Annotated in this window: 7 protein-coding genes, 4 tRNA genes, 3 rRNA genes and 1 pseudogene; 12 read left to right on the plus strand and 3 right to left on the minus strand. The window is 44.2% G+C overall.

Annotated features, from left to right (window positions below; translation table 11 throughout):
- Nucleotides 1-4 precede the first annotated feature (4 nt).
- The 8 genes from msrA (at nt 5) to AWM75_RS04805 (ending at nt 6,206) form a co-directional block, all read left to right on the plus strand.
- Nucleotides 5-526 (plus strand): peptide-methionine (S)-S-oxide reductase MsrA, encoded by a 522-nt coding sequence (msrA, locus tag AWM75_RS04770; RefSeq protein ID WP_067978909.1) that lies wholly within the window; start codon nt 5-7, stop codon nt 524-526.
- A 436-nt stretch (nt 527-962) separates the two neighbouring features.
- A 16S ribosomal RNA gene (locus tag AWM75_RS04775) occupies nt 963-2,510 on the plus strand.
- A gap of 83 nt (nt 2,511-2,593) precedes the next feature.
- Nucleotides 2,594-2,667: transfer RNA gene (locus AWM75_RS04780), tRNA-Ile, on the plus strand.
- Between the two features lie 40 nt (nt 2,668-2,707).
- Nucleotides 2,708-2,780: transfer RNA gene (locus tag AWM75_RS04785), tRNA-Ala, on the plus strand.
- Between the two features lie 162 nt (nt 2,781-2,942).
- Nucleotides 2,943-5,843 (plus strand): 23S ribosomal RNA (locus AWM75_RS04790).
- Between the two features lie 71 nt (nt 5,844-5,914).
- Nucleotides 5,915-6,030 (plus strand): 5S ribosomal RNA (gene rrf / locus AWM75_RS04795).
- Together the 16S, 23S and 5S rRNA genes with 4 tRNA genes alongside form the textbook arrangement of a ribosomal RNA operon.
- An 11-nt stretch (nt 6,031-6,041) precedes the next feature.
- Nucleotides 6,042-6,115: transfer RNA gene (locus tag AWM75_RS04800), tRNA-Asn, on the plus strand.
- A gap of 18 nt (nt 6,116-6,133) precedes the next feature.
- A tRNA-Thr gene (locus tag AWM75_RS04805) sits at nt 6,134-6,206 on the plus strand.
- 367 nt (nt 6,207-6,573) lie between these two features.
- Here the strand turns inward: AWM75_RS04805 and AWM75_RS04810 are convergent.
- Together AWM75_RS04810 and ald are read right to left on the minus strand one after the other, a co-directional pair.
- On the minus strand, nt 6,574-7,902 hold the full coding sequence (locus AWM75_RS04810) for an FAD-binding oxidoreductase (protein ID WP_074572575.1): 1,329 nt from the start codon (nt 7,900-7,902) through the stop codon (nt 6,574-6,576).
- 91 nt (nt 7,903-7,993) lie between these two features.
- Nucleotides 7,994-9,106, minus strand: coding sequence for an alanine dehydrogenase (gene ald / locus AWM75_RS04815; protein ID WP_067978912.1), 1,113 nt, complete (start codon nt 9,104-9,106; stop codon nt 7,994-7,996).
- Between the two features lie 185 nt (nt 9,107-9,291).
- On the opposite strand from ald, the gene AWM75_RS04820 reads away from it, so the two are divergent.
- Together AWM75_RS04820 and AWM75_RS04825 are read left to right on the plus strand one after the other, a co-directional pair.
- A complete protein-coding gene (locus tag AWM75_RS04820; protein WP_067978916.1) occupies nt 9,292-9,576 on the plus strand; it encodes a GNAT family N-acetyltransferase in 285 nt (94 codons plus the stop codon).
- 76 nt (nt 9,577-9,652) lie between these two features.
- The gene (locus AWM75_RS04825; protein WP_067978919.1) at nt 9,653-10,081 is read left to right on the plus strand and encodes a universal stress protein; all 429 of its coding nucleotides are present in this window, start codon (nt 9,653-9,655) and stop codon (nt 10,079-10,081) included.
- A 79-nt stretch (nt 10,082-10,160) separates the two neighbouring features.
- Here AWM75_RS04825 and AWM75_RS04830 read toward each other — a convergent pair.
- A pseudogene (locus tag AWM75_RS04830) lies at nt 10,161-10,975 on the minus strand (ZIP family metal transporter).
- A gap of 184 nt (nt 10,976-11,159) precedes the next feature.
- On the opposite strand from AWM75_RS04830, the gene AWM75_RS04835 reads away from it, so the two are divergent.
- Both AWM75_RS04835 and AWM75_RS04840 read left to right on the plus strand, forming a co-directional pair.
- Nucleotides 11,160-12,257 carry an aminotransferase class I/II-fold pyridoxal phosphate-dependent enzyme gene (locus AWM75_RS04835; RefSeq protein WP_067978930.1) on the plus strand — a complete coding sequence of 366 codons (1,098 nt, stop codon included), beginning with the start codon at nt 11,160-11,162 and terminating at the stop codon, nt 12,255-12,257.
- A 19-nt stretch (nt 12,258-12,276) separates the two neighbouring features.
- A complete protein-coding gene (locus AWM75_RS04840; RefSeq protein ID WP_067978935.1) occupies nt 12,277-13,203 on the plus strand; it encodes a LysR family transcriptional regulator in 927 nt (308 codons plus the stop codon).
- Nucleotides 13,204-13,276: the final 73 nt, after the last annotated feature.

The raw sequence follows: 13,276 nt of genomic DNA on the forward strand, positions 1-13,276 counted from the left end.
AATAATGTCAAAAGAAGTTGCAATATTTGCTGGGGGTTGTTTTTGGTGCATGGTTAAACCCTTTGAAGAAACTCCCGGAATTTTAAATGTCGTTTCAGGGTATACAGGCGGCCATACTGAAAATCCAACATATCAAGAAGTTTGTAGTGGTGAAACTGGTCACACTGAAGCAGTTGAAATTACCTTTGATAATGATCAAATTACTTATGAGGAATTACTTGATATATACTGGCAACAAACTGATCCAACAGACGCTATGGGTCAGTTTGCTGATCGGGGCTCTTCATACCGACCTGAAATTTTCTACACCAGCTTAGATCAGCAGACAGCAGCTCAAGCTTCTAAAGAAGCCTTGGCAGCAAGTGGCCGTTTTAACCAGCCCATTGTCACAAATATCACACCAGCTTCCAGCTTTTATCCGGCAGAGGACTATCATCAACAGTTTTATAAAAAAAATCCTGACCATTATAATCGTTACCGTTCATTATCAGGACGGCAGGATTTTATCGATAATGAGTGGCAATAAGAGATTATTAATTTGAGGTGTTGGTGATTATTGAATCATCGACACCTTTTTTATAAAAAAGACTTGCATTGTAGTATATAATTTGATAATATACTCTTTGTTCGATTTATAAGCCAAGCAGGAATTATCTCCTGGGGCAGGAACAAAAAAATATTTCAAAAAGTTCTTGACAGTTTATCGAGACCATGATAATATTTAGAAGTTGTCGCGAAACGAAAGTTTACGACAAAAAATATTTCAAAAAAGTTCTTGACAACAAATCAAGTACGTGATATATTTAAGTAGTTGTCCCGAGCGGACAGCGATAGACCTTTGAAAACTGAACAAATAGACGAACCAAATGTGTAGGGCATCAACTTCGGTTGATGAACCAACAATTCAAATGATAGTCTGGACGAAGACTATAAAGACGTCAGCAATGAGCGTAGCTCAAACTTTTAACGAGAGTTTGATCCTGGCTCAGGACGAACGCTGGCGGCGTGCCTAATACATGCAAGTCGAGCGAACTGACGGAGTGCTTGCACTCCTGACGTTAGCGGCGAACGGGTGAGTAACACGTAAGGAATCTACCGATAAGCGGGGGATAACATCCGGAAACGGGTGCTAATACCGCATAGTAATCCATGTCGCATGACAGGGATTGGAAAGACGGCTCTGCTGTCACTTATCGATGACCTTGCGGTGCATTAGTTAGTTGGTGGGGTAACGGCCTACCAAGACGATGATGCATAGCCGACCTGAGAGGGTGATCGGCCACATTGGGACTGAGACACGGCCCAAACTCCTACGGGAGGCAGCAGTAGGGAATCTTCCGCAATGGACGCAAGTCTGACGGAGCAACGCCGCGTGAGTGAAGATGGTTTTCGGATCGTAAAACTCTGTTGTGAGTGAAGAACAAGTTGTAATTAACTACTACAACCTTGACGGTAGCTCACCAGAAAGCCACGGCTAACTACGTGCCAGCAGCCGCGGTAATACGTAGGTGGCAAGCGTTGTCCGGATTTATTGGGCGTAAAGGGAGCGCAGGTGGTTTCTTAAGTCTGATGTGAAAGCCCACGGCTTAACCGTGGAAGGTCATTGGAAACTGGGGAACTTGAGTGCAGAAGAGGAAAGTGGAATTCCATGTGTAGCGGTGGAATGCGTAGATATATGGAGGAACACCAGTGGCGAAGGCGACTTTCTGGTCTGTAACTGACACTGAGGCTCGAAAGCGTGGGGAGCAAACAGGATTAGATACCCTGGTAGTCCACGCCGTAAACGATGAGTGCTAGGTGTTGGAGGGTTTCCACCCTTCAGTGCCGCAGTTAACGCAATAAGCACTCCGCCTGGGGAGTACGGCCGCAAGGCTGAAACTCAAAGGAATTGACGGGGACCCGCACAAGCGGTGGAGCATGTGGTTTAATTCGAAGCAACGCGAAGAACCTTACCAAGTCTTGACATCCTCTGACCACCCTAGAGATAGGGCTTTCCCTTCGGGGACAGAGTGACAGGTGGTGCATGGTTGTCGTCAGCTCGTGTCGTGAGATGTTGGGTTAAGTCCCGCAACGAGCGCAACCCTTATCGTTAGTTGCCAGCATTCAGTTGGGCACTCTAGCGAGACTGCCGGTGACAAACCGGAGGAAGGTGGGGATGACGTCAAATCATCATGCCCCTTATGACTTGGGCTACACACGTGCTACAATGGATGGTACAACGAGCCGCAAACTCGCGAGGGTAAGCAAATCTCTTAAAGCCATTCTCAGTTCGGATTGTAGTCTGCAACTCGACTACATGAAGCCGGAATCGCTAGTAATCGTGGATCAGCACGCCACGGTGAATACGTTCCCGGGTCTTGTACACACCGCCCGTCACACCACGAGAGTTTGTAACACCCGAAGTCGGTGAGGTAACCTTTTGGAGCCAGCCGCCGAAGGTGGGACAGATAATTGGGGTGAAGTCGTAACAAGGTAGCCGTATCGGAAGGTGCGGCTGGATCACCTCCTTTCTAAGGATATTACGGAATGCACATTTGTCTATTTGTTTAGTTTTGAGAGGTCTATCTGAATTGAATATTCACGGACAAGTACCGGGCCTGTAGCTCAGCTGGTTAGAGCGCACCCCTGATAAGGGTGAGGTCGGTGGTTCGAGTCCACTCAGGCCCATTGCTATTTATTTAGCAATATGGTATAATTTAATACCTATGGGGGATTAGCTCAGCTGGGAGAGCGCCTGCTTTGCACGCAGGAGGTCAGCGGTTCGATCCCGCTATTCTCCATTGCAAGGAAACTTGCACTTTGTTCTTTGAAAACTGAATACTGTAAGTAATAAACCATGAAAATCATTATTTCTACCAGGAGATAATGAGATTCAACAATTTTACCAAGAGTAAAAACCGAAAGAGTGAACACTCAATCGCGAATCATACAACTTAACCGGTGGTTAAGTGAATAAGGGCGCACGGTGGATGCCTTGGCACTAGGAGCCGATGAAGGACGGGACGAACACCGATATGCTTCGGGGAGCTGTAAGTAAGCTTTGATCCGGAGATTTCCGAATGGGGGAACCCAGCTACTTTGATAGGTAGTTACAGTTTTATCAATACATAGTAAAACTGAGGTAGACGCAGGGAACTGAAACATCTTAGTACCTGTAGGAAGAGAAAGAAACATCGATTTCCCAAGTAGCGGCGAGCGAAACGGAAAGAGGCCAAACCAAGATGCTTGCATCTTGGGGTTGTAGGACTGCAATGTGGTATGACAAGACTTAGTCGAATAACCTGGAATGGTTAATCAAAGAAGGTGAAAATCCTGTAGACGAAAGGTTGCGTTGGCCTAGCAGTATCCTGAGTACGGCGGAACACGTGGAATTCCGTCGGAATCCGGGAGGACCATCTCCCAAGCCTAAATACTCCCTAGTGACCGATAGTGAACCAGTACCGTGAGGGAAAGGTGAAAAGCACCCCGGGAGGGGAGTGAAATAGTACCTGAAACCGTGCGCTTACAAGCAGTCAGAGCCCGTTAATGGGTGATGGCGTACTTTTTGTAGAACGGACCGGCGAGTTACGATAGCATGCAAGGTTAAGTGGAAGAAACGGAGCCATAGCGAAAGCGAGTCTGAATAGGGCGTTGAGTATGTTGTCGTAGACCCGAAACCAGGTGACCTACCCTTGTCCAGGTTGAAGGTGCGGTAAAACGCACTGGAGGACCGAACCCACGTCTGTTGAAAAAGGCGGGGATGAGGTGAGGGTAGCGGAGAAATTCCAATCGAACTTGGAGATAGCTGGTTCTCTCCGAAATAGCTTTAGGGCTAGCCTCGGATGATGACTATTGGAGGTAGAGCACTGTTTGATCTAGGGGCCCATCCAGGGTTACCGAAATCTGATAAACTCCGAATGCCAAATAGTTTAATCCGGGAGTCAGACTGCGAGTGATAAGATCCGTAGTCGAAAGGGAAACAGCCCAGACCACCAGCTAAGGTCCCAAAGTTTCAGTTAAGTGGAAAAGGATGTGGGGTTGCTTAGACAACTAGGATGTTGGCTTAGAAGCAGCCATCATTTAAAGAGTGCGTAATAGCTCACTAGTCGAGTGACCCTGCGCCGAAAATTTACCGGGGCTAAACTGAACACCGAAGCTGTGGATCCGTAAGGATGGTAGGAGAGCGTTCTATGGGCATTGAAGCGGTACCGTGAGGAGTCGTGGAGCGCATAGAAGTGAGAATGCCGGTATGAGTAGCGAAAGACGGGTGAGAATCCCGTCCACCGAATAACTAAGGTTTCCTGGGGAAGGCTCGTCCTCCCAGGGTTAGTCGGGACCTAAGCCGAGGCTGACAAGCGTAGGCGATGGCCAACAGGTTGACATTCCTGTACTTGTCTGATTTGTTTGAGCAATGGAAGGACACAGGAGGTTAAGTAGAGCGCGGAGATGGAAAAACGCGTCCAAGCAGTAAGTCTGACACAGAGTCAAATGCTTCGTGTTAAGGACAAGCTGTGATGGCGAGGGAAGTTAAGTACCGAAGCTACTGACATCACACTGTCGAGAAAAGTTTCTAGTTAGAATCAGACAACCCGTACCGCAAACCGACACAGGTAGTTGAGTAGAGTATACTAAGGTGAGCGAGCGAACTCTCGTTAAGGAACTCGGCAAAATGACCCCGTAACTTCGGGAGAAGGGGTGCTGACCGCAAGGTCAGCCGCAGTGAATAGGCCCAAGCGACTGTTTATCAAAAACACAGGTCTCTGCAAAATCGAAAGATGACGTATAGAGGCTGACGCCTGCCCGGTGCTGGAAGGTTAAGAGGACGTGTTAGCGTATGCGAAGCATTGAATTGAAGCCCCAGTAAACGGCGGCCGTAACTATAACGGTCCTAAGGTAGCGAAATTCCTTGTCAGGTAAGTTCTGACCCGCACGAAAGGCGTAACGATTTGGGCACTGTCTCAACGAGAGACTCGGTGAAATTGTAGTACCAGTGAAGATGCTGGTTACCCGCGACAGGACGGAAAGACCCCATGGAGCTTTACTGCAGGTTGATATTGAGTGTTTGTGTGACATGTACAGGATAGGTAGGAGCCGTAGAAACCGGGACGCTAGTTTCGGTGGAGGCACTGGTGGGATACTACCCTTGTGATATGACCACTCTAACCCACGGCCGTGATCCGGTCGGGAGACAGTGTCAGTCGGGCAGTTTGACTGGGGCGGTCGCCTCCTAAAATGTAACGGAGGCGCCCAAAGGTTCCCTCAGAATGGTTGGAAATCATTCGCAGAGTGCAAAGGCAGAAGGGAGCTTGACTGCGAGACCTACAAGTCGAGCAGGGACGAAAGTCGGGCTTAGTGATCCGGTGGTTCCGCATGGAAGGGCCATCGCTCAACGGATAAAAGCTACCCTGGGGATAACAGGCTTATCTCCCCCAAGAGTTCACATCGACGGGGAGGTTTGGCACCTCGATGTCGGCTCATCGCATCCTGGGGCTGAAGTCGGTCCCAAGGGTTGGGCTGTTCGCCCATTAAAGCGGTACGCGAGCTGGGTTCAGAACGTCGTGAGACAGTTCGGTCCCTATCCGTCGCGGGCGTTGGAAATTTGAGAGGAGCTGTCCTTAGTACGAGAGGACCGGGATGGACACACCGCTGGTGTACCAGTTGTTCCACCAGGAGCAGAGCTGGGTAGCTATGTGTGGACGGGATAAGCGCTGAAAGCATCTAAGCGCGAAGCCCCCCTCAAGATGAGATTTCCCATATCTATAAGATAGTAAGACCCCTGAGAGAAGATCAGGTAGATAGGCTAGAAGTGGAAGTGCAGTGATGTATGGAGCGGACTAGTACTAATCGGTCGAGGACTTATCCAAAGTGTTAGTTGTATGAGGGTTTAGCTTACAGATTCAGTTTTGAGCGAACAAAGCTCATAAAGATAAAATTGTGCGGTGATGATGGCAAGAAGGTCACACCTGTTCCCATCCCGAACACAGAAGTTAAGCTTCTTAGCGCCGAATGTAGTTGGGGGTTGCCCCCTGTGAGACTAGGACGTCGCCGTGCAATTTTTTTATTCCGCAATAGCTCAGTTGGTAGTAGCGCTTGACTGTTAATCAAGATGTCGTAGGTTCGAGTCCTACTTGCGGAGTTTTTTTTATTTTATGTTGCTGCTGTAGCTCAGTCGGTAGAGCGTCGCCTTGGTAAGGCGGAGGTCACGGGTTCAAATCCCGTCAGTAGCTTAAATAATATATGCCATGCAGACTAGGACTTGCTCCTAGTTTTTTTGGTTCTATATTTTTTGGTGTTGGTGAGTAAAAACTCACTGACACCTTTTTTATATTTAGAATCACAAAAAGCTAGTGAATTCTTTATAATTAAGTTGACACACAAAATTACACCGGTGCCGTGGCTGTTGAGCAGATGAACAATTCTCTAGAGACTCTAGCCTATGACTAGAAAAATAAAAAAGACCGAAGTCAAAACTTCGATCTTTAATACTACCAACACTATTTGACAAAGAGCCGTTTTTTTGTTCATAATAGAAGTTGATAGTGGCTTATATACTAATAAAAAATCCAGTTGGTTTAACTCAACTGGATTTTTTCATTAAATATCAATTACTTTATTAGGATTTAAGATATTATCGGGATCAAAAGCTTTTTTTACTTGTCTTAGGGCTTGCATATAATCAGAAGGGAATGTTTCGCTAAGATGATGTTTTTTAGCTAAACCAATGCCATGTTCAGCTGAAGGAAGGCCACCAACTGATTTTACTTCTGCATAGAGTTCATCTAAGAAGTCATCTAAACGTTCTTGCCATTCTTGATCACTTAAATTACCTTTCATAAAACTAGCATGAATGTTGCCATCGCCCGCATGGCCAAAGAAAATATTTGATATCCCCTTTTTAGTTGCTAATTGCTCGAGCTTTAAAATGGTTTCGGTGATTTTATTTATTGGAACTACCACATCTAGTCCTTCAACAATATCTTTAGCAATAATTGCTGCCATCATATTGTCGCGTAGTCGCCACGTTTGCTCGGCTTCTTGCTTGTCTAGAATTTTAGAATCAATAGCACCATGGTCGAGCGCAAGTTGATAGATAGTTTGGTTGTCAGCTTGAATAGCTTCCTGTTGATTACCATCTACGGTGATTAAAAGTAATTGCTCTCCATTGATATCTACTAACTGTGATCCTAAGTACTTTTCAGCATGAGATAAGCCTGATTTGGAGAAAAACTCTAGGGCTGAGGGTTGGACATTAGAAGCGAGTATTTCGTATATTACAGGCGCTAAATCTTCTAATCTATTGAAACCAATTAATTGACTTTGCTTGAATTTAGGCCGTGGTCTAAGCTTTAATTGTAATTTAGTGATAATCCCTAGTGTACCTTCTGAGCCAATAAAAAGATCTTTAAGGTCATAGCCAGAAGCATTTTTAATATTTAAACCACCTACTTGTAAGACGCTACCATTAGCTAAAACAACTTCAAGGCCACGGATATTATCCCTAGTAACCCCATATTTAATAGCAGCCATTCCGCCAGCATTGGTAGCAGCGTTACCGCCAATGGTAGCATTTTTAGCCCCTGGATCAGGCGCATAGAAGTAGGGTTTGTCGGCTAAGAAGTCGTAGATTTTGGTTAATGGGGTGCCTGCTTCAACAGTAAGTGTCAATGTTTGAGTATCATAGTCTATAATCTGATTCATATGACTCATATCCATTAAAAATTCACCTAGATGGGGATAGGTAGCTGCTGTCACACCTGTTTGTGCGCCGATAGTAATTAGACCGCATTGAGCTTGTCTAGCTTGAGCTAGGAAATCTATAACATCCTCTAGGTTCTCAGGAAAGGCTAATTTGCTAGCTTGGCCACGTTGGCCGGTCAAATTGTCGACTAGATAATAATCAGGTATTTGCTCGGTAATTTTCATATACTCACCTCATTTTATTCCATATCATAGCATAGACGATAAAAAAAAGACAGCCAGCACCGGATAGTGCTGAGCTGTCAATTAGCTAACATTAGGCTAGTAAATCATCAACTGGTGTGTATTCAAGACCTTGGGCTTGAGCAACTGGTTCGATAGTGACTTGACCTTTGTAAACATTAATACCTGTCTTAATCACATCGTTTTCTTTAGCTGCAGCCTCGATACCCTTATTAGCAATTTCTAGGGCATAGTTGGCTGATACATTAGTTAAAGCCATTGTCGAAGTCCGAGGAACAGCCCCTGGCATATTTGGAACCGCGTAATGAACAATATCATGTTCAATAAAGGTTGGATTATCTAAAGATCCGATAGGACTTTGGTGTTCAAAGATACCACCTTGGTCAATGGCAATATCAACAATAACTGAGCCTGGTTGCATTTTCTTAAGCATGTCTTCAGTCACTAGGGTTGGCGCCTTAGCACCTGGGATTAGAACTGAACCAATAACCAAGTCAGCATTTTTAATTTGATTTTCGATGTTAATTGAGTTAGAAATTAGGGTTTGGACGCGTTGACCAAATTGATCAACCAATTCACCTAGACGGGTTGGGTTGACATCAAGGATAGTCACTGACGCACCAAGACCAATGGCCATATCAGCAGCATTAGTACCAGAAACCCCACCACCGATGATGACAACACGACCGCGTTGCACACCTGGTACGGCACCGAGTAGGACGCCTTTACCACCTTGTTGTTGTTCAAGGAAGTGGGCACCAATTTGTACAGCCATACGACCGGCTACTTCAGACATTGGTTTTAGTAAAGGCAGGGCACCATCTTGAGTCATTGTTTCATAACCTACCGCTGTTACACCAGCATCCATTAATGCTTGGGTTAATTCTTCTTCAGGTGCAAGGTGTAGGTAAGTAAAGAGAATTTGGCCATCACGGAAATATTGAAATTCTTCTTTTTGGGGTTCCTTTACTTTCATAACCATTTCTTGGGCCCAAGCTTCTTCTGCGGTATCCACAATCTGAGCGCCTGATTTTACATATTCTTCATCTGTGAAGTTAGAACCTTCACCGGCACCCTTTTGAATGAAAACCTCATGGCCAGCACCGGTTAGTAAGGCAGCGCCTACTGGGGTCATGGCCACCCGTTTTTCATTGTTTTTGATTTCTGTTGGAATACCAATTTTCATAAAATTAAACCTCCATCATCGTTCACAAAATAACTTACTAGTCCAGTATAACGCTAATAAAAATGAATGTCATCTGATAGACTCGACCAGATACAAGTTTTAGTCTTTTTTAAAGAAACCGTTTTATTCGGTAAACAGCTCTAATTGTGATAAATTAATAGTATGAGAAAGAAGGAGGAATCACTATGGCAAGTGAAATTAAAGCAATGGATCGGGGCTATGCCTATTTGGTTGACGGTGAAAAATTAGGGGAAATTACTTTTTCTCCCGCTAATGATAATTTTGTCATTGCTGACCATACGTATGTGGACGATAGTTTACGTGGTCAAGGGGTAGCTGGTCAATTATTAGACTATATGGTTGAGGATATGGATAAGCAGGGTAAGAAAATAAAGGCGCTTTGCCCATATGTTGTTAGAAAGTTCCAGGAAGAGCCTGAGAAATATGGACATATTAATGTAGACAACTAATTCTCACGCGTTGTAAGCGCAATCATTTTGTGGTATACTTTAGGTGTAAAAAGAGACCATAAGAGGAGGGCTTATCATGGTTGAGAAATATCGTAAAATTTTAGTGCCTGTAGATGGATCTGACCAAGCACATGAGGCTTTGTTACAAGCAGTACAAATTGCAGAACGTAACCAGGCAGAATTAATTTTATTTACGGCGATAGATGACCTAGCACGTTATGGCAACCTAGATTCTCCGGTCCGCTTGTATGAACAAGTTGAACAGGATAGTAAAGATATGCTAAAAACTTACTATGATGAGGTTAAGGATAGTCAGGTTAAGATTGAAGCAGTTGCTATGAAAGGAGATCCCCGTTATAGTGTCGTAGATTATGCTAACGAAGCTAACGTGGATTTAATTGTTATGGGTTCAACTGGTAAAGGTAATATCGAGCGCTTGATGATGGGTTCGGTATCAGAGTATGTTGTACGGCATGCCCATATTAACGTCTTGATTGTTAAATAAGTTACAGCTTAAGTAAATAAAATAAGCGTGGCCAATAGAAGTTACCTATTGGCCACGCTTATTTTATCGTTAGTTTAAATTAGCCTAGGGCAACGTCTAGAATCATCATAAGCGTAAACCCAATTAAAAGAGCCATTGTTGCCGTATCCTTATGGTCGTCTGCTTGAGATTCTGGAATCAGCTCTTCTACACAAACAAAAATCATAGCACCAGCTGCAAAAGCTAGCGCATAGGGTAGAATAGCCGTAACCTGGCTGACCAATAGGGCGCCTAAAAAAGCGCCGAAAACTTCAACCAAGGCAGATAATTGTCCCAAATTAAGGCGCGTGACTGGCTAGCGCCGTGAGCCCTAATAGGCATGGAAAGCGCAGCTCCTTCCGGGAAGTTTTGTAGCCCTATTCCCAATGCTAGAGCTAGGGCTGCCGATAGACTAGCCTCTTCTATACCAAGACCAGCAGCCCCAAAAGCAACGCCGACAGCTAAGCCCTCGGGAATATTGTGAATCGTAATGGCTAGAAATAGCAAAGTAGTAGAGGGCAATTTACTGGGCATACCTTCAGCTTGAGAACGACTCTGGTCAAGATGTAGGTGAGGAATTACTTTATCTAGTAATCTAAGGAAGATGCCACCGCCCATAAAACCTAATGCTGCCGGTAGAAAGGCTAGGCGCCCATAACCATTGGCCTCAGCATAAGAGATAGCCGGCGCTAAGAGTGACCAGAAAGAAGCTGCAATCATGACACCAGCTGCGAAACCATTCATAATTGCTAATAATTTTTTATTGATAGTGTTGAAAAAATAGACCAAGCTGGCACCGGCTGCGGTACAGGCCCAGGTAAATACGCCGGCTAGACTGGCTTGCCAAATTGGATTAAGGTTAATAAACCAATTCATAGATATCCTCCTTATTAGTCATTGTCATCCCACTCATTATAGTCTTTTATTCACGCAATATTAAATATAAGGCTCATGAGCTGTTCGTTTAAGACGAACATATTAGATATAATAATCAAAAGCAGTTGATTTAAAATTAGTGGTAGGATGATATTACTAATAATGTCGAGAGGATGCTGGAAAAATGGCTAAACATATAGAGACAATTTTAGCGCAATTAGGAAACCGTAGTGATGAAGAAACAGGAGCTGTATCAGCCCCGCTTTATTTATCTACGGCTTATCGCCACCCAGGATTAGCTCAATCAACAGGCTATGACTATATTCGGACTGCTAATCCAACGCGAGATATTTTACAGACAGGAATTGCTGAAATAGAAGCAGGGGATGCGGGATTTGCCTGTTCTTCTGGTATGGCAGCTATTCAACTAGTCATTGAGGGTTTACTTCAGGCGGGGGACCAGGTCGTAACGCTTCAAGACTTATATGGCGGCTCTTATCGTTATTTCCATGCGCGCCAGCAGGCTGGGGCCTACCAGTTTACTTATTGCTTAACGGAGGCTGACTTGTTAGAGCGTTTAACAGATGATGTTGCCATGGTATTTATTGAGACACCAACTAATCCAATGATGGTTACCTTTGATATTGAAAAAATTGCTCAAAAAGCTCATGAGCATGGAATTATCGTGGTGGTAGATAATACCTTCTATACCCCCTTGCGCCAGCAACCCTTAGCTTTAGGCGCAGATGTTGTTATCCATTCAGCGACTAAATATTTATCTGGCCATAACGATGTCTTAGCGGGCCTAGTAGCTTGTCGGGGCGAAAAAATTGCTGAAGATTTAACTTTTCAATTAAATACTACAGGTGCTACACTTGCACCGTTTGACTGTTGGTTAGTTATTAGGGGGATGAAGACGCTGTCCTTGCGCCTTAAGCAACATGAACAAAATGCTAGAGCAATTGTTGATTATCTAAAAGGTCAAGATCAAGTGGGTCAGGTATATTATGCCGGTCATTCGGGTATGGTTTCTTTTGAACTTAAGGATTTAAGTAAAATTGAGCCGTTCCTAGCTAATCTAAAGATTTTTTCCTTCGCTGAGAGCTTGGGTGGTGTTGAGAGCTTGATTACTTATCCAAAGACCCAAACGCATGCTGATATCCCGCAGGATTTACGTGAGGCATATGGACTCACTGATCATATCTTAAGAATTTCAACAGGAATTGAACATACTGACGACCTAGTGGCTGATTTAGCCCAGGCCTTTGACCAATTAGCTTAACAGGGGGGGCATAGCTAATATGAATTTACAACAATTAAAATATGCTGTGGTGGCAGCAGAAAGTGGCTCGTTTAGAGAAGCAGCACGGCGGTTATATATGGCTCAGTCCAGTTTATCTACCTCTATTAAGGAATTGGAGGAAGAGTTCGAAATTCAAATTTTTGAGCGTAGCAAGCGAGGCATCTTTATTACTAAAGAAGGTAGTGAGTTCCTCTCTTACGCCCGCGATATTCTTTCTCAGGTAGATGTTTTAGAAGCGCGCTATTCAGAGGAAGGCAGTAAGCGCCTTTTCTCTATCTCTGCTCAGCACTATGATTTTGTTTCAGAAGCCTTTAGCCAGCTAATTAATGAAGCTAGTGAAAGCACGGCACATTTTCGCCTCTTAGAAACATCTACTAATCAAGTACTACAGGATGTTCGGAATGCCTATAGCGAGTTAGGAGTCATTTATATGAATGACTTTAACCGTCGCGTCATTAATCAATATTTAGGTCGTTATGAGATGACTTTTGAACCCTTGGGCACCTTCGCTCCCCACATATTTGTTGGCAACCATCATCCTTTAGCAGACCGGAAAAGTGTAAGTTTAGCAGATTTAGAAGCTTATCCAATTTTACGTTTTGAACAAGATACCGGTTCTTCAACCCAATTTACTGAAGAAGCAGTCGAGCTTGAAGAATCAGAGAGCACCATGATCACGGTTAGTGACCGGGCTGTAGCTATTAATGTTTTAGAAAATACTCAGGCTTATCTAGCGGGAACAGGTATTTTAACATCGCTATTTAACCAGCATATGCGGACGATTCCGATTTCAGATAGTCCCACCACTAATGAGATTGGTTATATTCAGGTGCGCTATCGCAAATTGAGTGATTTAGGTCAAAAGTTTATTAAGATGTTAAAAAAAGCAGTTGCCGATAATAGTACAGAAGAGGAAAACATTTAAATGTTTTAGGGGCGATGCCGTTTATATTATTGATTGCTTTAAGCCTTAGGGTATAGCAAACTAGATTGATTTT

The sequence above is a fragment of the Aerococcus urinaehominis genome (assembly GCF_001543245.1).
GTDB lineage: Bacteria > Bacillota > Bacilli > Lactobacillales > Aerococcaceae > Aerococcus > Aerococcus urinaehominis.

Coding starts and splice junctions, on each gene's coding strand:
- msrA (WP_067978909.1), top strand. CDS start 5: ATGTCAAAAGAAGTTGCAATATTTGCTGGGGGTTGTTTTTGGTGCATG.
- AWM75_RS04810 (WP_074572575.1), bottom strand. CDS start 7,902: ATGAAAATTACCGAGCAAATACCTGATTATTATCTAGTCGACAATTTG.
- ald (WP_067978912.1), bottom strand. CDS start 9,106: ATGAAAATTGGTATTCCAACAGAAATCAAAAACAATGAAAAACGGGTG.
- AWM75_RS04820 (WP_067978916.1), top strand. CDS start 9,292: ATGGCAAGTGAAATTAAAGCAATGGATCGGGGCTATGCCTATTTGGTT.
- AWM75_RS04825 (WP_067978919.1), top strand. CDS start 9,653: ATGGTTGAGAAATATCGTAAAATTTTAGTGCCTGTAGATGGATCTGAC.
- AWM75_RS04835 (WP_067978930.1), top strand. CDS start 11,160: ATGGCTAAACATATAGAGACAATTTTAGCGCAATTAGGAAACCGTAGT.
- AWM75_RS04840 (WP_067978935.1), top strand. CDS start 12,277: ATGAATTTACAACAATTAAAATATGCTGTGGTGGCAGCAGAAAGTGGC.